18 protein-coding genes are annotated in these 20776 nt (G+C 64.2%); 14 read left to right on the forward strand and 4 right to left on the reverse strand.

All coding sequences use genetic code 11. From position 1 onward, the window contains the following. Positions 1 to 68: 68 nt before the first annotated feature. Positions 69 to 515 carry a CBS domain-containing protein gene (locus CLU92_RS09160; RefSeq protein WP_010398828.1) on the reverse strand — a complete coding sequence of 149 codons (447 nt, stop codon included), beginning with the start codon at positions 513 to 515 and terminating at the stop codon, positions 69 to 71. 128 nt (positions 516 to 643) lie between these two features. Further along, positions 644 to 1267, reverse strand: a complete 624-nt coding sequence (locus tag CLU92_RS09165; protein ID WP_101481633.1) for a 2OG-Fe(II) oxygenase — start codon at positions 1265 to 1267, stop codon at positions 644 to 646. A 282-nt stretch (positions 1268 to 1549) separates the two neighbouring features. On the opposite strand from CLU92_RS09165, the gene CLU92_RS09170 reads away from it, so the two are divergent. From CLU92_RS09170 to CLU92_RS09190, 5 genes are read left to right on the forward strand one after another with little or no spacing between them, the layout of a single operon-like run. Then, entirely contained in the window at positions 1550 to 2860 is a 1311-nt protein-coding gene (locus tag CLU92_RS09170; RefSeq protein ID WP_101481634.1) for an O-acetylhomoserine aminocarboxypropyltransferase, read from the forward strand. Between the two features lies 1 nt (position 2861). Then, positions 2862 to 3674: an alpha/beta fold hydrolase gene (locus CLU92_RS09175; RefSeq protein WP_101481635.1), complete on the forward strand. Its 813-nt coding sequence runs from the start codon at positions 2862 to 2864 to the stop codon at positions 3672 to 3674. 42 nt (positions 3675 to 3716) lie between these two features. After that, positions 3717 to 5111: a PoNe immunity protein domain-containing protein gene (locus CLU92_RS09180; protein ID WP_101481636.1), complete on the forward strand. Its 1395-nt coding sequence runs from the start codon at positions 3717 to 3719 to the stop codon at positions 5109 to 5111. Between the two features lie 29 nt (positions 5112 to 5140). Continuing rightward, complete coding sequence (locus CLU92_RS09185) at positions 5141 to 7132, forward strand: WG repeat-containing protein (RefSeq protein WP_101481637.1); 1992 nt, start codon at positions 5141 to 5143, stop codon at positions 7130 to 7132. A 54-nt stretch (positions 7133 to 7186) separates the two neighbouring features. Further along, the gene (locus CLU92_RS09190) at positions 7187 to 7501 is read left to right on the forward strand and encodes a hypothetical protein (RefSeq protein WP_101481638.1); all 315 of its coding nucleotides are present in this window, start codon (positions 7187 to 7189) and stop codon (positions 7499 to 7501) included. 7 nt (positions 7502 to 7508) lie between these two features. Here CLU92_RS09190 and CLU92_RS09195 read toward each other — a convergent pair whose 3' ends face one another. Then, positions 7509 to 8885, reverse strand: a complete 1377-nt coding sequence (locus CLU92_RS09195; RefSeq protein WP_257561040.1) for a YihY family inner membrane protein — start codon at positions 8883 to 8885, stop codon at positions 7509 to 7511. A gap of 67 nt (positions 8886 to 8952) precedes the next feature. On the opposite strand from CLU92_RS09195, the gene wrbA reads away from it, so the two are divergent. From wrbA to CLU92_RS09240, 9 genes are read left to right on the forward strand one after another with little or no spacing between them, the layout of a single operon-like run. Further along, positions 8953 to 9561 (forward strand): NAD(P)H:quinone oxidoreductase, encoded by a 609-nt coding sequence (wrbA, locus tag CLU92_RS09200; protein ID WP_101484585.1) that lies wholly within the window; start codon positions 8953 to 8955, stop codon positions 9559 to 9561. Next, positions 9558 to 9971 carry a DUF2069 domain-containing protein gene (locus tag CLU92_RS09205; protein WP_101481640.1) on the forward strand — a complete coding sequence of 138 codons (414 nt, stop codon included), beginning with the start codon at positions 9558 to 9560 and terminating at the stop codon, positions 9969 to 9971. The genes wrbA and CLU92_RS09205 overlap by 4 nt, the downstream gene beginning before the upstream one ends. Positions 9972 to 9983: 12 nt before the next feature. Next, positions 9984 to 11399, forward strand: a complete 1416-nt coding sequence (locus CLU92_RS09210; RefSeq protein WP_101484586.1) for an FAD-binding oxidoreductase — start codon at positions 9984 to 9986, stop codon at positions 11397 to 11399. After that, complete coding sequence (locus CLU92_RS09215; protein WP_101481641.1) at positions 11396 to 11824, forward strand: DUF4124 domain-containing protein; 429 nt, start codon at positions 11396 to 11398, stop codon at positions 11822 to 11824. The genes CLU92_RS09210 and CLU92_RS09215 overlap by 4 nt, the downstream gene beginning before the upstream one ends. Next, on the forward strand, positions 11812 to 14403 hold the full coding sequence (locus tag CLU92_RS09220; RefSeq protein ID WP_101481642.1) for an FtsX-like permease family protein: 2592 nt from the start codon (positions 11812 to 11814) through the stop codon (positions 14401 to 14403). Before CLU92_RS09215 ends, CLU92_RS09220 begins: the two co-directional genes overlap by 13 nt. Continuing rightward, positions 14403 to 15479 carry a lipocalin-like domain-containing protein gene (locus tag CLU92_RS09225; protein ID WP_101481643.1) on the forward strand — a complete coding sequence of 359 codons (1077 nt, stop codon included), beginning with the start codon at positions 14403 to 14405 and terminating at the stop codon, positions 15477 to 15479. The genes CLU92_RS09220 and CLU92_RS09225 overlap by 1 nt, the downstream gene beginning before the upstream one ends. Before the next feature lie 50 nt (positions 15480 to 15529). Further along, positions 15530 to 17398, forward strand: a complete 1869-nt coding sequence (locus CLU92_RS09230) for an ABC transporter transmembrane domain-containing protein (protein WP_101481644.1) — start codon at positions 15530 to 15532, stop codon at positions 17396 to 17398. Positions 17399 to 17400: 2 nt separating this feature from the next. Beyond that, complete coding sequence (leuE, locus tag CLU92_RS09235; RefSeq protein ID WP_101481645.1) at positions 17401 to 18075, forward strand: leucine efflux protein LeuE; 675 nt, start codon at positions 17401 to 17403, stop codon at positions 18073 to 18075. A 27-nt stretch (positions 18076 to 18102) separates the two neighbouring features. Continuing rightward, on the forward strand, positions 18103 to 19194 hold the full coding sequence (locus CLU92_RS09240; protein WP_180338630.1) for a low specificity L-threonine aldolase: 1092 nt from the start codon (positions 18103 to 18105) through the stop codon (positions 19192 to 19194). Positions 19195 to 19324: 130 nt separating this feature from the next. Here the strand turns inward: CLU92_RS09240 and CLU92_RS09245 are convergent, their stop codons facing one another. Then, positions 19325 to 20767: an OmpP1/FadL family transporter gene (locus CLU92_RS09245; RefSeq protein ID WP_101481647.1), complete on the reverse strand. Its 1443-nt coding sequence runs from the start codon at positions 20765 to 20767 to the stop codon at positions 19325 to 19327. Between the last annotated feature and the right edge of the window lie 9 nt (positions 20768 to 20776).

Consider the following 20776-nt stretch of genomic DNA (forward strand, 5'->3'; position numbering starts at 1 on the left):
CGCCACTCGCCCCTGCAATGCAAAACGCCGGCAGTTGCCGGCGTTGCCTTTTATTGCATGAGTGAAGCTTAGTCGGTAGTTTCGGCCGGCCAGTCGCGGATATACGCCTTGAGCATCTGGTTTTCAAAGCTTTGCGCTTCGAGCACGGCGCGCGCCACGTCGTAAAAAGAGATAACGCCCAGCAAGGTCTTGGCGTTCATGACGGGCAGGTAGCGCGCATGCTTTTCCAGCATGATGCGGCGCACTTCGTTCACTTCCGTATCCGGGGTGACGGTGATCGGGTGGTCGTCCATGTGCTTGCGCACGGTGCCGCCACCGATCTGGCCCGCGTTTTCATGCAAGGCATTCAATACTTCGCGGAAGGTCAGCATACCGACCAGGTCGCCAAATTCCATGACCACCAGCGAACCGATGTCTTTTTCAGCCATGGTATTGGCCGCGTCAAGCAGGGGCTGGTCAGGCGTGACCGTGTAGAGGATGTTGCCCTTGACTTGGAGAATTTCAGATACTTTCATATTGGCCGTCCTGTCCGCGTGATTGGTATTTTAGTTATTCTAGCCCTTACTGCGACTGTAGCCTATGCCTGCGGAAAAATCCAGCCTTGCGCGCAATCAAATCGAAGAGGATTGCGCGCAACTTTTCATCACGCGCGGCGGCGGAACCAGCCTGCGATCGAAAGGCGTTCATGCGCCGTCGGCAGCACCTCGTGCAGCATCTCGCCCGACAGGAACATGGCCATGCGGCCAGCTACCGGCGCGATATCCACGTGGTCGCCGTCCTGCGGGTGCAAACGCAGCGCGCCGCCGTGTTCGGGCAGCCAGTCGTCGTTCAGGTACAGCACGACGGACACGGTGCGCTTGTCGTCGTCGCGGAAACGGTCCAGATGGGCGCGGTAAAAGGCGCCCGGCGCATACAGGGCGAAATGACTTTCGTATTCTTCCAGCCCCAGGAACAGCTCACGGTTGAGTACCTGGCGCAAGGCTTCCATGTGTTCCAGATAGCGGTCACAGACCTCTGAACGGCCCGCTTCCAGCCATGCGATATGGTCGCCGCGGATATCCGGCTGCAGCAGCGGCGCATGACCACCGCCCACGCCGGCACCCTTCATTTTGCCGCTGAGCATGGATTGCACGCATTCGGCGGCCAACTGGTGGCTGAGCTCAGGGGAGATAAAATGCTCTTGCATGTGCCAGCCTGCGCGGCACAAGCCGTCGACGATAGATGGTCCGGGCACGGCTAGGTCGCCGTCGAACGATATTGCGAGCATAAAATCTTTCCTGGTGGACATACATGAGAGTGCGCCTGAAGCCCAGGATTTCGTTCGCTTGCAGCTGTTTCCCCGCGGTGCGGCGCACGCGCAAAGGTCGAACAGCCCGAATATCGCTGACACGGCATCCTACCACCGCCACACATTGCCGGTCACATTTTTTCGACTTCAAGTTACACGCACGGCCCGCCAGGACGGCGCCATGCGCCCTGCACGCCAGCCCTTTTACTCGACTGCAAATCAGGTTACGATCTTGCCACTATAAAACTTGGCGGAGACACCATGAGCGGCCCGAAATACCCCGGTTTCGACACTTTATCCCTGCATGCGGGCGCGGCGCCTGACCCGGCCACGGGCGCGCGCGCCACGCCCATCCATTTCACCTCCTCGTTTGCCTTCAAGAGTTCGGAACATGCGGCCTCGCTGTTCAACATGGAACGGGCCGGCCACGTGTACTCGCGCATGTCGAACCCCACCAACGCCGTGCTGGAAGAGCGCATCGCCGCGCTGGAAGGTGGCGTGGCCGGCATCGCCACGGCCAGCGGCCAGGCCGCCATGCACCTGGGTTTATGCACCATCGCCGGCGCCGGCTCGCACATCGTTGCCTCGCGCGCCCTGTACGGCGGCTCGCACAACCTGCTGGCCTACACATTAAAACGCTTCGGCATCGAGACGACGTTTGTCGACCCGCGCGACGTGGATGCCTGGCGCAGTGCGATACGCCCAAATACGAAAGTGCTGTTTGCCGAAACCCTGGGCAATCCCGGCCTCGACGTGCTCGATATCCCGACGATTGCCGCCCTGGCGCACGAACACCAGCTACCGCTGATGCTCGATTCAACGTTCACCACGCCGTATTTGCTGCGCCCCTTCGAGCATGGCGCCGACCTGGTGTTCCACTCGGCCACCAAGTTCCTGTGCGGGCACGGCACGGCCATCGGCGGCTTGCTGGTCGATGGCGGCACCTTCGACTGGCAAGCCGCGTACGACAGGACGGGCCGTTTTGCCGAACTGTGCGAACCGTACGACGGTTTTCACGGCATGGTCTTCGCCGAGGAATCGACGGTGGCGCCGTTCGCCCTGCGCGCGCGGCGCGAAGGCTTGCGCGATTTCGGCGCCGCCATGAGCCCGCACAATGCCTTCGCCATCCTGCAGGGCATCGAAACCCTGGGCCTGCGCATGGACCGCCACGTGGCCAATACACGCAAGGTGATCGACTTCCTGCTGGCCAATCCGGCCGTGGATGCCGTGTCCTACCCCGAACTGCCGTCCCACCCCGACTACGCACTGGCGAAAACCCTGCTGCCGAAAGGCGCGGGCGGCGTCTTCACGTTCCGCCTGCGCGGCGACCGTGCGGCCGGCCAGCGCTTTGTCGATAGCCTCAAAATCTTCTCGCACCTGGCCAATGTGGGCGACGCCAAGTCGCTCGTCATCCACCCCGCCTCCACCACGCATTTCCGCGTGCCCGACGATCAACTGGCGCAGGCGGGCATCACGCAGGGCACCATGCGTCTGTCGGTGGGCCTGGAAGACGCAGACGATTTAATTGAAGACCTGGCCCGTGGCCTGAAACTGTCGCAGAAAGGCGCCTGAGATGTTATTCACCATCGAGAACACGAGGGCCTACTGTTATACGGGCGGCAAACCATTCAATCCGAGCCAGCCCACGGCTGTCTTCATCCACGGCGCGCAGAACGACCATTCCGTGTGGGCCCTGCAAACGCGCTATTTTGCCCACCACGGCTGGAACGTGCTGGCCGTCGATTTGCCCGGCCACGGGCGCAGCCTGGGCGCGGCGAAAACTAGTGTGGAAGCACTGGCGCGCTGGATCCTGGCCGTGCTGGACGCGGCTGGCGCGGCCAAGGCCCTGCTCATCGGCCACAGCATGGGCTCATTGATCGCGCTGGAGGCGGCGTACCTGGCGCCGGATCGCATCAGCCACCTGGCCATGCTGGGCTCCACCTACCCGATGAAAGTCTCGCCAGCGCTGCTGGAAACGGCGCTCAAGGACGAACAGGCGGCCATCGACATGGTCAATATATGGTCGCATTCGTCGATCGCGCAAAAGCCGTCGTTCCCTGGCCCCGGCTTTTATGCCATGGGCGGCGCGCGGCGCTTGAAACAGCGCATCGCCGCCCTCAACCCCGATCACGTGTTTCACACGGATTTTTTCGCCTGCAATGCCTATACGAACGGCGAAATCGCCGCCGCTTCGGTACACTGCCCCGCTTTATTCATTTTCGGCGCGCGCGACATGATGACGCCGCCCAAGTCGACCCGGCTGCTGACAGCGGCCATGGCGCATGGCACCGTGGTGCAGGTCGACAGCGGACATGAATTGATGGCCGAGCAGCCCGATGCCGTGCTCGACGCGCTGTTTGCGTTTGCGCAAAGCACGCCGGCATGACGCCATGACGCCATGCCACGCACACTTTTTTAGGATAGATCGATGATGTTGTTAAATACCCTGCTCGATGAATTGACTGGCCGCGGCAGCGGCACGGAAGCGGAACGGCACGAACGCTACAACTGGCTGGAGCAGCTGCGCTGCACCAATCCCCAGGCGGACGAAAATGGCCTCATGGCCGGCATACCCAGCTACCACTGGTTCCGGCTGCCGCAGGCGCTGCAGGTGGCGGGACAGCAGTCCGACCTGCTGGCCGGTACCATGAACGCCCAGTACCTGGTCTTCGAGGGCCGCCATGCGGCGGCGTTTGCGGCCGAACTGGGGCTGCAATACGACGCCAACAACCGCATCGACCGCCCCGGCGGCATCGACGAACTGCTCGACGCCTATGAAGAGCAGGACGACGGCAGCTGGACCACCGTGCCGAATGAAGCGCCTGCCCCACCGCTGGCCGGCTGGGACGACGTGTATTTCCGCGTGCGTGACCTGAGCGACGGCATAGCCATCCAGAGCGTGACCACCATCGCCTACGAGAGCAGCCGTTTTCCCGGCTACACCCTGCTCGGCACGACCCTGGTGGGCGCGGGCGCCATCGCCCACGACGACGAGACGGCGGAATATTTGCAACAAATCTTCGCCGACTGGGCTATCCAGCGCGAATGCGCCGCTACCTGCCTGCCTTCATCCACGCCCTGGCCATGCACGCCGCGCCAGGCGCCGCCCGCACCGTTCGATTGCGCCCGCAACCTGACTTACCTGGACGCGCTGCTCGCTGCCTACGGACGCGCGCAGGCGCAGGCGGAAATCGATGGCGGCGATGACGCGTACTGGGCGTGCGCGGCCGCCAGCACGGCTTATCAGGTATTCTCGCTGCGCTACACGGCTGGCTTGCCCTTGCTTGACGTGGAAACGGCGCTGGAAACGGCGATTGCCGCCTGCGAAACGGCGCGCGCGGCCCTGGCCGCCGCCTACGATGACGACGCCTTGCCCGCCTTTGATTTCGAACAATTGACGGACTATGCGCGCACCTTGCAGTTGCTGGGCGCCGCCCTGCTGTTCGGCCGCCACGACCTGGCTGCCCGCCTGGCCGCCCTGCAAACGGCATTCGATGGCGAAGACGGCGTGTATGAGGCACTGCTGTCGACCATCGATCCACAGCGTCCCGCCGTCGACGAATGGTATTTCGCCGAGCCCTATTCGGCCCTGTTCGAGTGCCTGGACGCGGACGATCCCGCACAGCAGCTGGAACACCTGCGGCAGTATCTGGCCAGCTGGCATGGCGCGCTGGTGCACGAAGACTGGTTCAACGGCCATTTGCGCGCGCAAGGCCTGGGCGGCTACTACGGCCTGTGGGCCTTCGAGGCGGCCGCCGCGGCAAAGCAGCTGGGACTCGATCGCAGCGCGCTGGCGCACTGGGTCATGCCGCCATCGCCCTGACTACCCCGTTCACCTTTACATAAATATCAATGATCAATACCGCAGCCCTGTTCAGCACCACCTTCCTGCCCGGCCAAGCCGGCTTCGACACTGACGCCATCACGGGCCTGGCTGAATGGCGACTGGACACGCCCATGCTGTTCAAGCTGCTCATCGGCGCCGATGCGCAAACCGTCGCCTGGCCCATCTACGGCGATGGCGAAGACTGCCCCTGCGTGCTGGCCGCGCCGATGGCGCAGGCGCAGGTCAGCTGGCAAGCATTGTCCGCGCTCATGGACAAGCCGCGCGACGCGGCCGCCATCGTCGCGCGCAGCGCCATCAGCGCCCTGCTGGCCGGTGGCCAGGCGTGGCTGATCCTCGATTGCGTGCAGCTGATCCCCCACGATATCGACACGCCGGAAACCGCCGCCGCGCTCGAGGCCCTGCGCGCCGAAGCGCAAGCCTTGCACTCTGCCCTGCAGCGCGGCGACCGGGAAGCGCTGGCGCCCCTGCTGGCCGCTGGTTCTGCAGCGCCTGCGACCGGCTACTGGTCTGCGTCCGCCATCGCGCAGCTGGCCAATGTCGAGGAACTCGGCGCGGAAGAGCTGCCTTTCCTGCAAGGCCTGGAAGTAGTGAGATGGAAGGAAGACGCGCTGTGCTATGAAGTAAGCACCGCCGGCGAACCGGCCGTCACCGGGCTGGTCACGCCTTATGGCCGCTGGATCGTGCCGCTGTCGCAGCGCTATGTCGACCTGTGTGCACACGATGCGGAAGAGGGCTGGATCACCTTTGCCACGGCAGACGCACCCGATGCGCACGGCGTGCTGGATCTCAATGGCACAGTGGTGCTGCCGCCCGCCCCCGGCGCCCTGTATGTGATCAGCCCCCATCTGGTGCAGCAGATCGATGCAGACGGCGCCAGTCGCTTGTTGCGCTTGCCCGATGGCGCGCTGCTCATCGACAGGTTAAACAACATGTGCGAGCGCGAAGACGGCTATATCGACATCGAGCGCCAGACAGACAATGACGACGAACGCAATGTCTGCGGCGTGCTCGACAAGACAGGCAAGGTCGTGGTGCCGCCGGCCTACAGCTCCGTGCAGGATTTCGGCACGAAGAAAAAAATCGCCGTCGTCAGTCAGCGCATCGCCGGGCGCTTCCTGTTTGGCCTGATCAATAGCCAGGGCGAACTGCTGGCGCCCTGCCAGTACGAAGCCATCGATAGCGCCACCACCTCGTCGCCGCCAAAAGTGCGCAAGAACCTGATCTTCGCCATCGACGCGCAAGGGCTGGCCTGCATGCTGACGCTCGATGGAAAACAGGCCTTCACGCCCCTGTATCCGCCCGCCCACCATTTGCGCGGCGTGGCCGTGCAAAGCGACTTTTTATATGTGGTCAAGGATGGCATGGCCTGGAGCATGGATTTCACGGGCCAGCTGCTGGAGCAGTTCGACACCGTGGAAAACTTCAAGGCGGCCATCACGGCCCAGTTGAGCGAGGCCATGGGGCTGAGCAAGAAAAAACCCGTCAGGCGCCGCAGCTTTACGCCCGCGCAGATCCTGGCAAAGGCTGACCGCGAGCAGTTGCGCGCCATGGCCGCCCTGCTCTTGCTGGGCGATGCGGCACTGGCCGCGCGTTGCGTGGACATCACTTTGGAAGAGCTGGCAGAGGACGACCCGGAAGAGGAATACGAAGGCGACACACCCGAAGCGGCATGCTTCTTCCTGCTCTGGTCCACGGCCGCCGATGCGCTGGGCCACGGCACCACCCTGGACTGGAAATCAGTCGATGAAGTGCCGCGCATCGGCCAGCATATCGGCCTGCCCGCGCTGCGGGACTTCCGCTGGACGGACCGGGAAGATGACGACGCGATGGCCGAGGGCCTGACCGCCATCGCCGCCCACTTGGCGCCGCACCAGCTGCGCCTGGTGAACATGCACGGTGGCGAAGACACGTATTACCTGGGCGTGGTGCGCGCGTCCGATGCGTCGGCGTTCAGCAAGTTGGCGCTGCAGGCGGCCTTGCGGCCCGTGCTGCTGTAAGTTTTTCCACCCGGCGGCGGCCATGCGGCCACGCCAGTTCAAGACAAGGTAGCCATGCGCGCGAAAAAATTCATCGATGATGTCGTCGCATCCAATGCTTCGCTTCTAGCGCTATATGCGCAGGGACGCGAGGGACAGACCCGGCTTGGCGCCCTGCTAGACGGGCTTGCACTGGCCGAGGGGCAGCGCGAGCAAATCCTGGCGATGCTCAAGCTGGCGATCGATGACACCACCTACCAACTGGTGTGTGGCATCGAGGGCAGCGCCTCGCTCGGCGACAGCCAGCGGGATTACACGCTGCTCGACGAAGAGGGCAATACGCTGACGGGCGCACTCGATACCCTGCTGTACGACAGACTGAACACCTGATCGTCCGTCAGGCGCAGCGCACTTCGCCAAAATGCTGTGCCAGGGTCAGGCCCAGCCCCTGCTCCACGGCGTTTTCCACCTGCGCCGCCAGGGCGGCCGCTTCTTCCGCCGCCTTGATGTCGCGTTCATTGGTGGAACCGACCGGATAACCGGAGTTCACGCGCATGCCGCCGAAGACGAATAAACGGTAGACGTCGGCCAGGCTGATGCGGTTGACATTGCCCAGCAAGACCCAGTGATCGGAACTGTCGGCCACGCGCTTGCCCCACTGCACCCGCACGGCGCCATCCACGTTGACCCTGCCCACCCAGCCCTGCTGCACCATCTTGTCGAGCAGGGTTTCCATCTCTTCGAAACCCAGGCGCGTGCTGCGGCGGATTTCGGCCGCCCCCACCAGGGCCGAATCGGCGCAGTGGCAGGCCTGGTGCAGCACTTTCAGGATGGCGACCGCGTCGACGAATTCGCTGCCCGGTGCCGCCTCGTACCACCAGCGTTCGTATTTCACGACGGGCAAGGCGGCCACCAGCAAAGCGCCCACCAGGGTGATCATCCAGCTCAGGTAAATCCACACGAGGAACAGCGGCAAGGCGGCCAGCGCGCCATAGATGCGCGAATACGTAGGGAATTCCTGGATGAATTCACCGAAGCCACGCTTGGCCACCTCGAAGGCCAGTGCCGCCAGCAAACCGCCCCAGGCCGCGTCGCGCCAGTCCACGTCGCGGTTCGGCACGGCGATGTACAGCAGGGTAAACGCCAGCATGGTCAGGCCGATCGACACCAGGGTATAAAACACGGCGCCGAGGAAAGGCACGGCGCCCACCACGCCGCTGGTGGCCATGAAGAGGCGCGAGGTCACCGTCAGCGACACGCCCACCAGCAGCGGGCCCAGGGTGACGATGGCCCAGTAGACGAGCAGGCGCTTGGTCCATCGGCGTTCCTGGCGCACGCGCCAGATGCGGTTGAAGACGCGCTCGATCAAGCCCATCATGCCCACCGAGGTGACGATGAGGGCGCCCGCGCCGATGGCCGACAGGCGCGTCGCCTTCGAGGCAAACGTGGTCAGATAGTCGAGGATGGTGTTCGAAATGCCCTTGGGCATCACGCTTTGCACGAAATAGTCTTCCAGCGCGTGGCGGAAGGTATTAAACAGGGGGAAAGTGGTGAAGATAGCCAGGGCCAGTGTGAGCAGGGGCACCAGCGCAAACACGGTGGCGAAGGTCAGGCTGCCGGCCACTTGCGGCAGGCTTTCCTCGCGCACGCGGCGGCGCGCGAACTGCAGCAGGTCGCGCGTTTCGGACCATGTCAGGCCGCGCACGACGGCCAGTCCCATGCTCAGGGCGCGCCACAGGTATTGAAAGAGGGGGAGTATATATTTTGAAAACATGTGCAAAATCAGAACGGCGCCATGACAGCAGTCGTATCAGGCTGTAAAGCGCCCTATAATACCAATGATGAAGCCAACCAATCTGATTATTCTCGTATTGTTTTATTCACGCCATGGCGCCACGCGCCAGTTGGCCGAGCTGATAGCCCAGGGAGTGGAAAGCGTGCCTGGCTGCGACGCGCGCCTGCGCACCGTGCCCGCCGTCTCCACGGTGACGGAAGCGACGGCGCCGGAAGTGCCGCCTGATGGCGCTCCTTATGTGGAACTGGAAGACTTGCAGGAATGCGCGGGCCTGGCCCTGGGGTCGCCCACGCGCTTCGGCAACATGGCCGCCGCCATGAAGTACTTCTGGGATGGTACGGCCAGCGACTGGCTGGCCGGCAGCCTGTCCGGCAAGCCCGCCTGCGTGTTTACGTCCACGGGCAGCCTGCACGGCGGCCAGGAATCGACCCTGCTGTCGATGATGATTCCCCTCTTCCACCACGGCATGCTGGTCATGGGCCTGCCCTACACGCATGCTGAACTGATGACGACGTCCACGGGCGGCTCGCCGTATGGCGCCACGCACTGGTCAGGCATGGCTGGCGACAAGGCACTCAGCGAGGATGAAAAACGCCTCGCCATCGCCCTGGGCCGGCGCCTGGCGGAAAACGCCGCGAAACTGGCAGGCGCATGATGCACGGCGTACTGCACAAGTATTTTCACTGGGGTGCCATCGCCAGCCTCGTCACCCTGATCATCTGGTGCCTGCTGTGGGAAACCATCGTCGCGCCGCTGCAGCCGGGCGGCTCCTGGGTCGTGCTGAAAGCCGCACCACTGCTCATTCCCCTGTACGGCGTCATCAAGCGTGACGTGTACACCCTGCAATGGTCGTCGATGGTGATCCTGCTGTATTTTACCGAGGGCGTGGTGCGCGGCTACAGCGACACGAACGCCACCTCGGCCCTGATGGCCTGGGGCGAGGCGGCCATCGTCTGCATTTACTTCTTCTGCGCCGTGCTGTATCTGCGCCCGTACAAAAAGGCCGCCAAGCGCATGGCCAGGGAACTGCTGGAAAAAGTGAATAAAGTGAGCATCAAGAAATGAGTGATCAAGACTATGAGTGAGCAAGCCGATTTCCTTACCGCCTGCCGCAACCTGCTGGGCGACACCTATGTACTCACCAGCGACGCCGAAATGTCGCCCTTCCTTACCGACTGGCGCGACAGGTTCACAGGCAAGGCGCTGGCCGTGCTGCGCCCCGCCAGCGTGGAGCAAGTGGCAGCCATCCTGCGCGCTTGCGCGCAATGGCAGATTCCCGTCGTACCGCAAGGCGGCAATACGGGCCTGGTATTGGGCAGCATCCCGGACGACGCCGGCACGGCCATCGTGCTGTCGCTGGCGCGCCTGAACAGCATCCGCGCGCTCGACCCCGTCAACCGCACCATTACGGTGGACGCGGGCTGCATTTTGCAAACCATCCAGGAAGCGGCCAGCGCCGCCGGCTGTCTGTTCCCCCTGTCGCTGGCGGCCGAGGGCAGTTGCACCATAGGCGGGAACCTGGCGACGAACGCGGGCGGCACGGCCGTGCTGCGTTACGGAAACACGCGCGAACTGTGCCTGGGCCTGGAAGTGGTCACGCCGCAGGGCGAAATCTGGAGCGGCTTGCGCGGCTTGCGCAAGGACAATACCGGCTACGACTTGCGCGACCTGTACATCGGCGCCGAGGGCACCCTGGGCGTGATCACGGGCGCAGTCATGAAACTGTATCCGCAGCCGAAGGCCTGCATCACGGCGCTGGCCGCCATGCCCTCGCCCGCCCACGCCCTGCGTCTATTAAGCCTGATGCAGGACCATTGCGGCGCCAGCCTGACGGGTTTTGAATTGATGTCGCAGTATTGCTTGCAACTGGTGGCCGAGCAGTTCCCCCAGCTGCCGCGCCCCTTTTCCTCCCCGCATGGCCAGTACGTGCTGCTCGAATTGTCCAGCAGCCAGTCCGAGGCGCACGCCGTGGAATTGCTGGAAGCGAGCATAGGCGAGGCCCTGGAAGACGCGTTGATCGAGGACGCCGTCGTCGCCAGTTCCGTGGCGCAGTCCGAAGGCCTGTGGCAGCTGCGCGAGCACATTCCGCTGGCGCAGGCGCAGGCGGGCAAGAACATCAAGCACGATATCTCGCTGCCCATTTCCTGCATCGCCGATTTCATCGCCGTTACGGACGTGGCTTTGGCAACGACCTTCCCCGGCTGCCAGCTCGTGTGCTTCGGCCACCTGGGCGACGGCAACCTGCATTACAACGTGGCGCCGCCTCCCGGCATGACGGACACGGATTTCCTGTCCAACCAGGAGGCGATCAACCGCATCGTGCACGACCAGGTCCATGGCTTCGGCGGCTCGATATCGGCCGAACACGGCATCGGCGCGCTGAAGAAGGATGACCTGGCCCGCTACAAGTCGCCGCTGGAATTGCAGCTGATGCGCGCCGTGAAGCAGGCGCTGGACCCGCAGAACATCATGAATCCGGGGAAAATCCTGTGAAATCGCCTTCCCTCCTGCTCTGCGCCATGGCCTTGCTGGCCGGTTCCGCCAGTGCGCAGGACGTCTACAAATGCGTGCAGGATGGCCAGACCAGCTACAGCGCCACGCCATGCACGGGCGGCCAGCTGCAGATCCTTGAAATCCCCTCACCGCCGCCTGCCGTCGACAAGGGTGCTGCCACGCGCCAGGAGCGTGTCGCCAGCCAGATGGAAGCGGCGCGCAAGAAGCGCGAACGCCTGGAAGACCAGGCGCGCGAACGGGCCGCCAAGCAGCTTGAGGCGCGCGACAGGCATTGCGCCCAGCTGCGTCTGGATCAGAAATGGGCGGCGCAGGACGCCGTCGGCGCCGGCGACAAGAACCGCGACGCGGCGCAATTGAAAGCGCGGCGCGCCGGCGAACGCCTGGCCGTCGAATGCGGCAATTGAGTGCGCCACTGGCCAGCGCGGCGACGACGCGCCTGCTGTCGCGCTGGCTGCTGCTGGGAGAATGGCGCGCGCATCCCGTGCGCGCCCTCGTCGCCATCCTCGCCATCGCCATCGGCGTATCACTGGGCTTTGCCATCCACCTGATCAACGCGGCCGCCTTCAATGAGTTTTCCACGGCCGTCAAAAGCCTGTCAGGCCAGGCCGACGTGCAGGTGTCCGGGCGCGAAGCGCTGTTCGACGAAGCCATCTATCCTTGGCTGGCGCAGCGCGATGGCGTGGCCGTCGCTTCGCCCGTGCTGGAGCTGCAAGCCGGCGTGGCCGGCAAAAAAGACGGCGGCCCGCTGCACATCCTGGCACTCGACGTCTTCCGCGCCGGCTTCATCTCGCCCGACCTGATCGGCGCGCCAGCCGAGGGGCAGCCTTTCGACACCCTGGCCGATGACGCCCTCTTCCTGTCGCCGGCAGCCTTGCGCTGGCTCAATGTCGCCGAAGGCGGCCAGGTCGCGCTGCAATCGGGCACGAGCACGGTGTCGCTGCGCGTGGCCGGCTCCCTGCAGCGGGCGCGCGCCGGACAGCGCATCGCCGTGATGGATATCGGCGCGGCTCAGTGGCGTTTCAACAAGCTGGGCAAGCTGTCGCGCATCGACTTGAAACTGCGCCAGGGCGTCAACCGCGACGCCTTCCAGGCGGCGCTGAGCAGCGCGCTGGAAGCGCAGTATCCGGGGCGCTACCAGGTGGGGCAGCCGAATGACGAGAACCAGAATAGCCGCAACAATAACCTCAGCCGCGCCTACCGCGTCAACCTGACGGTGCTCGCCCTCGTGGCCCTGTTTACGGGCGCCTTCTTGGTATTTTCCACGCAGGCCTTGTCCGTCATCCGCCGCCGCGGCCAGTTCGCGCTGCTGCGCGTGCTGGGCATGGAGCGGGGACAATTGCTGCGCCAGGTACTGCTGGAAGGCGCCAGCCTCGGTATCGTCGGCGCCGCGCTGGGCATCGCTGGCGGCTATGCCATGGCGGCCGTCGCCCTGCGCTTCTTTGGCGGCGACCTGGGCGCCGGCTATTTCGCTGGCGTGCAGCCGCAGGTGCAATTCACGCCCGTCGCCGCCTTCGTGTATTTTGCCCTGGGCCTGGGCGTGGCCTTGCTGGGCTGCGCCGCACCCGCGCTGGAAGCGGCGCGCGCCGCCCCCGCCATCGCCCTGAAATCGGGCAGCGAGGAAGTCGTGACGACGCGCCTGGCGAAAACCTGGCCCGCACTGGCTTGTTTGCTGCTGGCCGGCGCCCTGACCTTGTTGCCTCCCGTGTTCGAGCTGCCTCTTTTCGGCTATCTGTCCATCGCGCTGCTGCTGATCGGCGCCATCGCCCTGATGCCGCAGCTGGCGGCCGTCGTCTTCCGTTTCCTGCAGCGCACCTGGCTGCGCACGGGCGTGAGCAGCCACGCACCCGTGCGCAGCCTGACCCTGGCCCGCCTGGCGAATGCCTCGGGCCAGGCCGGCATCGCGCTTGGCGGCGTGCTGTCGAGTTTTAGCCTGATGGTGGCGATGGCCATCATGGTGTCGAGTTTCCGCGTCTCCGTCGACGACTGGCTGCTGCAGATCTTGCCGGCCGACCTGTATGCGCGCACGGCGGCCAGCGGCGGGACGGCAGGCCTGAATCCGCGCGAACAAGCCGCCATCACCGCCCTCCCCGGCGTGGCCAGGGTGGATTTCCAGCGCCTCCGTTCGCTGTCGCTGGCGCCCGACCGCCCGAACGTGGTGCTGCTGGCGCGCCCCATCAATTTACAGGACCCGGGCAAGAGCCTGGTGCTGGTGGGAAATACATTGCCCGTGCCAGATGGCGCGAAAGCCGTGTGGCTGTCCGAGGCGGCCGCCGACCTGTATAGCGTCAGACCGGGCCAGCAGTTAGACCTGCCGCTGGCGGGCGGCCTGCACCAGTTCTTCGTCGCCGGCATCTGGCGAGACTATGCGCGCTCCTCCGGCGCCATCCAGATGCCGCTGGACGACTACCGCGGGCTGACGGGCGACCTCGATGTCAGCGATGCGGCCCTGTGGCTGGACAAGGATGCCACTGGCGAACAGCTGCAGCAGCGCCTGAAAGCCCTGCCCTTCGGCGCCAGCCTGGAAGTATCGAATCCCTCGGCCATCCGCGCCCTGAGCCTGCAGATTTTCGACCGCAGCTTTGCCGTCACGTATCTGCTGGAAGCCATCGCCATCGTCATCGGCCTGTTTGGCGTGGCCGCCACGTTTTCCGCGCAGACCCTGGCGCGCGCCCGCGAATTCGGCATGCTGCGCCACGTGGGCGTGACGCGCGGCCAGATTTTAGCCATTTTGGCGCTGGAAGGCGGTGCGCTGACGGCGCTGGGCATCGCCACCGGTTTTGTTTTGGGCCTCTTGATCAGCTTTGTGCTGGTCTTCATCGTCAATCCGCAATCGTTCCATTGGACCATGCAACTGCACCTGCCGTGGCCCTTGATCGCCACCGTGGCCGGCGCCCTGCTGACGGCAGCCGCCCTCACTGCCCTCATCGCGGGCCGGCAAGCCCTGTCCGCTGGCCCCATCCGCGCCGTCAGGGAGGACTGGTAATGCGCCGTTTGACTTGTTTATTGTTGTTCTGCAGCGCCGCCGCCATCGCCGCGCCGCCCGCGTTCGCCCCCGTCACGCCGCTGCCGGCCGGTCAAAGCCTGCGCCTGCCGCACGACTTTGGCGCCCATCCCGCGTATAAAACGGAATGGTGGTATGCCACCGGATGGGTCAAAACCGCCGGCGGTGAACAACTGGGTTACCAGGTAACCTTCTTTCGCAGCGCCACGGCCACCGACACGATGAACCCCAGCGCCTTCGCGCCGAAACAGCTGATCATCGGCCACGCGGCCCTGTCCGACCCGAAGGTGGGCAAGCTGCTGCATGACGAGAAAAGCGCGCGCGAGGGGTTCGGCCTGGCCTACGCCAAGGTGGGCAACACGGATGTCAGGCTGGACGACTGGCGCATGCAGCGGCAAGCAGACGGCAGCTATCAGGTCAGCCTGGCCGCGCGCGACTTTAGCTTGCAGCTGACCCTGGCCCCCACACAAACCGTGCTGCTGCAGGGCGAAGGCGGCTACTCGCGCAAGGGCGCCCGGCCCGCGCAATCGAGCTACTACTACAGCGAACCGCAGCTTGCTACCCGTGGCACGATCGCGCGCGCGGGCGGCAAGGCGGAAGCCGTGACGGGCACCACCTGGCTCGATCACGAGTGGTCCAGCCAGGTGCTCGATGCGGATGCCAGCGGCTGGAACTGGATAGGCGCCAACCTCGCTGATGGCGGCGCCCTGATGGCCTTCCAGATCCGCAGCAAGACAGGTGCTAAACTATGGGCGCACGCGACATGGCGCGATGCGTCCGGTAAGATGACGCAGTTCGCCCCAGGGGACGTCGATTTCACGCCCACGCAGCTATGGCGTTCGCCCCGCACACAGGCCGAATACCCGGTCGCCACCGAGATCCGCACGGGCACCACGCGCTGGCAGATCAAGCCATTGCAAACCGACCAGGAGCTCGATTCGCGCCGCTCGACAGGCGCCGTGTACTGGGAAGGCGCCGTGACGGTGGAGCGCGACGGCCAACCGGTCGGCCGCGCCTACCTGGAAATGACGGGCTACGTGCAGCCGATGAAATTATAAGCAATTATAAATAAGCAATACCGGATACAGTACCTACTAAGCGAAAAACAATGACAACCAGCACAGATACAGGCAATACCAGCAGCACCGCAGCAAGCGCAGCCCCCTCCCCCGATACCGGCAGCAGCCGCGAACTGAAAAAAGGCAGCCTGGCCGCCTTCAAGGGCCTGATGCCCTTTTTGACGCCGTACCGCAAGCAGTTCTTCCTGGCCGGTATCGCGCTGGTGGTGGCCGCCGCCTCCACCCTGGCCATCCCCGCCGCGTTCAAGCAGATGATCGACCTGGGTTTCGGCGGTGCGGCCGGCTCCAAGAGCATCCAGCACGTCGACCTGGTGTTCCTCGCCCTGTTCGGTGTGGCGTCCATCCTGGCGCTGGCCACGGCGGCGCGCTTTTATACGGTATCGTGGCTGGGCGAACGGGTCACGGCCGACATCCGCAGCGCCGTGTACCGCCACGTCGTCACGCAAAGTCCCGAATTCTTCGAAACCACGCAGACGGGCGAAGTCCTGTCGCGCATCACCACCGACACGACCTTGATACAGGCCGTAGTCGGCACCAGCATCTCCATGGCGCTACGCAATGTGCTGCTGTTCCTGGGCGGCCTGGTGATGCTGTTCGTCACCAGCGCCAAGCTGGCCGGCATCATCATCGGCTTGCTGATCCTCGTCGTCGTGCCCATCATCGTGTTTGGCCGCCGGGTGCGCAAGCTGTCGCGCGATTCGCAGGACCGCATCGCCGACGCTTCGGCCATGGCTGGCGAAATCCTCAACGCCATGCCCACCGTGCAGGCGTTCACGCACGAGAAAATCGAATCGAAACGCTTCGGCGACTCCGTCGAAGGCGCCTTCATGACGGCCATGCGCCGCATCCGCGCCCGCGCCCTGCTGACCATGATCGCGATTCTGCTGGTGTTCGGCACCATCGTCTTCGTGCTGTGGCTGGGCGCGCGCGCCGTGCTGGAAGGCTCGATGACGGGCGGCGACCTGGGACAGTTCATCCTGTACGCCTCCATCGTGGCCGGCGCCATCGGGGCCCTGTCCGAGGTCATGGGCGAAGCGCAGCGCGCCGCCGGCGCCACCGAGCGCCTGCTGGAACTGATGGCCGTCAAATCGGAAATCGAGTCGCCTGTCGCGCCCCTGCCGCTGCCCGCGCGCGCCGCGAATGGCGCTTCGCTGTCGCTGGACAATGTCATGTTCTCGTATCCGTCGCGCCCGGATACCCATGCGCTGGACCATGTCAGCCTCGATATCCGCGCCGGCGAAACGGTGGCCGTGGTGGGGCCGTCCGGCGCCGGCAAGACCACGCTGTTCCAGCTGTTCCTGCGCTTCTATGACCCGCAAAGCGGCAGCATCCGCCTCGATGGCGTCGACATCAAGCAGCTCGACCTGCATACCCTGCGCGACGCCATCGGCATCGTGCCGCAGGATACCGTGATCTTCTCGGCCGATGCCATGGAAAACATCCGCTACGGCCGCGCCGGCGCCAGCGACGAGGAAGTCATCGCGGCGGCAAAAATGGCAGCCGCCCACGAATTCATCGAACGCCTGCCGAATGGCTATAAATCCTTCCTCGGCGAACGGGGCGTGCGCCTGTCCGGCGGCCAGCGCCAGCGTATCGCCATCGCCCGCGCCCTGCTGAAAAACCCGCCGCTGCTACTGCTCGACGAGGCGACCAGCGCGCTGGACGCTGAATCGGAGCGCCTGGTGCAAAAGGCCCTGGAAGCGGCCATGGTGGGCCGCACCACCGTCATCATCGCGCACCGCCTGGCCACCGTGCAGCGGGCCGACCGCATCATTGTCATGGAAGACGGCAAGATCGTCGAGACGGGCACGCATGCGTCGCTGGTCGCCTTGGGTGGCATTTACGCTAATTTAGCGGCCCTGCAATTCCATCACGTACAGCTCAATCCAGCAGAATAATCATGAACGCACTTTTTCACGCCAACCTGGGCATCACCGATTTCTGGACCTTTTTACTGGGGACCATCTTCATCGTCATCCTGCCCGGCCCCAACTCCATGTATGTGCTGTCGGTGGCCGCCCAGCGCGGCGTGCGGCCCGCCTACCAGGGCGCCTTCGGCATTTTCGCCGGCGACCTGATATTGATGGTGCTGTCGGCCTGCGGCGTGGCGTCGCTGCTGAAAGCCAGCCCGGCCCTGTTCTACGTGGTGAAATACATCGGTGCGGCCTACCTGGGCTGGATCGGCCTGCAAATGCTGATCGGTTGCTGGCGCAAGCTGCGCGCGCCAAGCCTGCCCGATGGCGAAACGCCTGCGGTACCCAACCCCGTCAAGGAAAGCGATCCATTCCGCAAGGCCCTGATCATCAGCCTGATGAACCCGAAGGCGATTTTGTTCTTCATCTCGTTTTTCATCCAGTTCGTCGACCCGGCCTTCCCGAATCCCGTGCTGTCCTTCATCGGCCTGGGGCTGATCTGCCAAATAATCAGCTTCACCTATCTGACGGCCATCATCTTTATGGGTGCGCGCCTGGCAGAGACCTTCCGCCGCCGTCGCCGCCTGTCGGCCGGCATGGGCGGCGGCGTGGGCGCCATGTTCATTGGATTCGGCGCGAAACTGGCCACCGCCACACTTTAACTGTACTGGAGATGCGCCGTGACCGACTTGAATGAGCTTGAACTGCGCCAGCGCTGCCATACCGTCCTGCCGGGCCACCGCCAGCCTACGCCAGCGGCCACTTTCACCGCCATGGCCGCCTGGTGCGACGCCAACGACATCGCGCACGACACCTATGGCGAAGGCGCGCTGATCGAACAGTTCGAGAAAAAGGTCGCCAGCCTGCTCGGCTTCGAGTCGGCCGTATTCTGCATCACGGGCACCATGACGCAAGTGACGGCCCTGCGCCTGGCCTGCCAGGACCGGGGTTCCTCCCTGGTCGCGCTGCATCCCACTTCGCACATCCTGCGCCACGAACGGGGCAACCATGCATTGCTCGAACACTTCACGGGCCTGATGATCGGCGACCCGCATCGCCCGTGGACGGTGGACGACTTGCGCGCCGTGCCCGATGCGCTGGGCGCCGTGCAGGTCGAACTGCCAATGCGCGAAATCGGTGGCCAGTGCCCTTCCTGGGAAGACTTGAGCCAGATCAAGCGGCACTGCCGCGAGCACAATATCCACCTGCACATGGATGGCGCGCGCCTGTGGGAAGCACAAGCGGGTTTTGGCCAGACCCTGCCCGCCATCTGCGACGGCTTTGATTCCGTGTATGTCTCGCTGTACAAGGGCATCGGCGGCCTCGGTGGCGCCATGCTGGCCGGCAGCTGCGGCTTTGTCGAACGGGCGCGCGCATGGTTTCACCGCCAGGGCGGCAATATCGTGCACCGTACACCCTACGTGGTCGCCGCCGCCATGCAGTTCGACGCGCGCATCGCCGCCATGCCCCGCTATTTCGAGCGCACGCAGTGGCTGTATGCGCTGCTGCGCGACTATCCGGCGATTGCCGTCAACCCTGCCCAGCCGCAGGCCAACATGCTGCACTTGCACTTGCCCGTCTCGCGCGAGCGGGCCATCGCCATCCGCAACCAGGTGGCCGCAGACCACGGCATCTGGCTGTTTGCCCGCGCCAGCCACGCAGCCCTGCCCGGGCATAGCGTGGTTGAATGGTATGTAGGAGATCAGTTGCTGGAGCTGCCGGACGACACGGTACGGCTGGCTTTGACCCTGCTGGATCAGGGCATGCGCGCCAGAGAGTAATCGACACAGGTCGGCGTCGGCCGGGTTAGCGTAGCGTAAGCCGACACCACCACCATCGTAACACCCAAAAAAAAGCGCCCGAAGGCGCTTTTTTCATTTCATGGCGGCCGGGTTGGCCGCCACTACCTGCTTAGAACTTGTAGTTATAAGCGAGACCGATCAACTGCATGCGGGTCTTGAACAGGCCCTTGGTGGTTTCACCGTTGCCGGTGCAGCCAGTCTTGACAGGCGAGCAGTCGTTTGTGTAGTTGACGTCAGCATCCTTGAAGTCGATATAGCTGTAGGCCAGGTCAAGCGAAGAATTGGCGTTCAGCTTCCAGTTCGCGCCGATCGAGTACTGCATGCGGTCGCTGTCTGGCAAGGCCGGGTGGCGCAGTTCGGCGCTGCGGACCGGCGCCTGGTCGTGGGCGATACCGGCGCGCAACATCAGGCTTTCGCTGTACTTGTAGTTGGTACCCAGCGAGACGCGGTAAGTGTCTTTCCAGCTCTGGCGGATACGCTCGGCGCCTTCGGCCGTCGGCGGGAACTGGATGTCCAGGTTCTCCAGGCGCGAAGTGCGGGTCCAGGTCACGTCGCCCATCAACGCCCACTTGTCATCCATCTGGTGGAAGGCGTTGACCGACAGGGTTTCCGGCGTGCGCAATTCCACCAGCGCCTCGGAATTGACCTTGTTCGAGGCTTTGGCGATGAAGGCGTTCACGGCAGGATTGCTCGTCACCTGCGAGAAGTCCCAGATGGTGCTGCCCTTGAGCTTGTGCGAAATCGACGAGCGGTAAGCGATACCGAAACGCGTGCCTTCATTCAGCTGGTACAGATAGCCCAGGTTGAAGCCGAAGCCCCAGTCATGGCCATCCATCGAAGCGTGGCCATCCTTGATTGGACCTTGCAGCGCGGCGCCGGCAGCTTGCGCCGCAGCCAGGCCTTGCGTCTTGGCGATATTGGCCAGGAATGCCTGCGATGCGCCAGGCGCAAACTTGCCCAGGAAGGCAACCGAACCCGGCACGTCCACGCCCTGGCCCAGTTCCGCCTTCATGTATTCGGCCGTCACGCCGAAACCGAACGAGTGGTGCTGGTCCAGCTTGAACGATACGGAAGGATTCAGTGCAATGGCTTCCAGTTTGATATTGGTGATCGCATAGCGGCCAAACCAGTCATTGCCGTAGTCGAGCTTGGCGCCGTAGGGCACGAACAGGCCAGCGCCGACGGTCCACTGCTCATTGATTTTCTTGCTGGCGTACAAGGCAGGCGCGAACACCGCGTCCGGCGCGTAGTCCTTGGTTTGCGCGTATGGCGCGCGATTGCCCGGGAAGAAAGGCTTCGAACCCGCATCCGTGTAGGTCGAATGCGGTACCACCAGGGTGCCGCCGCCAACGAACTGCGTGCCTTCCAGGCGCGACAGGCCGGCCGGGTTGTAGAAAATGGTCGACGCGTCGGCCGCTTCGGCGCCGCTGGCATCGGCCGTGCCTTGGGCGGACACGCTTTGCGAGCCAAAACGATAGCCCGATGCTTGTGCGGTGGAGGAGATGCCGGCGAAAGCGGCAACGATCAGGAGGGGCAGATATTTATGTTTCAAGTTAGTCTC

Origin of the sequence: Janthinobacterium sp. 61, assembly GCF_002846335.1 — a bacterium.
Taxonomy (GTDB): Bacteria; Pseudomonadota; Gammaproteobacteria; order Burkholderiales; family Burkholderiaceae_D; genus Janthinobacterium.

What these genes read in the sequence shown, in the direction of transcription:
- CLU92_RS09230 (WP_101481644.1), top strand. Translation starts at nt 15,530, where the DNA reads ATGACAACCAGCACAGATACAGGCAATACCAGCAGCACCGCAGCAAGC.
- CLU92_RS09185 (WP_101481637.1), top strand. Translation starts at nt 5,141, where the DNA reads ATGATCAATACCGCAGCCCTGTTCAGCACCACCTTCCTGCCCGGCCAA.
- CLU92_RS09180 (WP_101481636.1), top strand. Translation starts at nt 3,717, where the DNA reads ATGATGTTGTTAAATACCCTGCTCGATGAATTGACTGGCCGCGGCAGC.
- CLU92_RS09205 (WP_101481640.1), top strand. Translation starts at nt 9,558, where the DNA reads ATGATGCACGGCGTACTGCACAAGTATTTTCACTGGGGTGCCATCGCC.
- CLU92_RS09210 (WP_101484586.1), top strand. Translation starts at nt 9,984, where the DNA reads ATGAGTGAGCAAGCCGATTTCCTTACCGCCTGCCGCAACCTGCTGGGC.
- CLU92_RS09195 (WP_257561040.1), bottom strand. Translation starts at nt 8,885, where the DNA reads ATGTTTTCAAAATATATACTCCCCCTCTTTCAATACCTGTGGCGCGCC.
- CLU92_RS09220 (WP_101481642.1), top strand. Translation starts at nt 11,812, where the DNA reads ATGCGGCAATTGAGTGCGCCACTGGCCAGCGCGGCGACGACGCGCCTG.
- wrbA (WP_101484585.1), top strand. Translation starts at nt 8,953, where the DNA reads ATGAAGCCAACCAATCTGATTATTCTCGTATTGTTTTATTCACGCCAT.
- CLU92_RS09225 (WP_101481643.1), top strand. Translation starts at nt 14,403, where the DNA reads ATGCGCCGTTTGACTTGTTTATTGTTGTTCTGCAGCGCCGCCGCCATC.
- leuE (WP_101481645.1), top strand. Translation starts at nt 17,401, where the DNA reads ATGAACGCACTTTTTCACGCCAACCTGGGCATCACCGATTTCTGGACC.
- CLU92_RS09170 (WP_101481634.1), top strand. Translation starts at nt 1,550, where the DNA reads ATGAGCGGCCCGAAATACCCCGGTTTCGACACTTTATCCCTGCATGCG.
- CLU92_RS09190 (WP_101481638.1), top strand. Translation starts at nt 7,187, where the DNA reads ATGCGCGCGAAAAAATTCATCGATGATGTCGTCGCATCCAATGCTTCG.
- CLU92_RS09175 (WP_101481635.1), top strand. Translation starts at nt 2,862, where the DNA reads ATGTTATTCACCATCGAGAACACGAGGGCCTACTGTTATACGGGCGGC.
- CLU92_RS09165 (WP_101481633.1), bottom strand. Translation starts at nt 1,267, where the DNA reads ATGCTCGCAATATCGTTCGACGGCGACCTAGCCGTGCCCGGACCATCT.
- CLU92_RS09160 (WP_010398828.1), bottom strand. Translation starts at nt 515, where the DNA reads ATGAAAGTATCTGAAATTCTCCAAGTCAAGGGCAACATCCTCTACACG.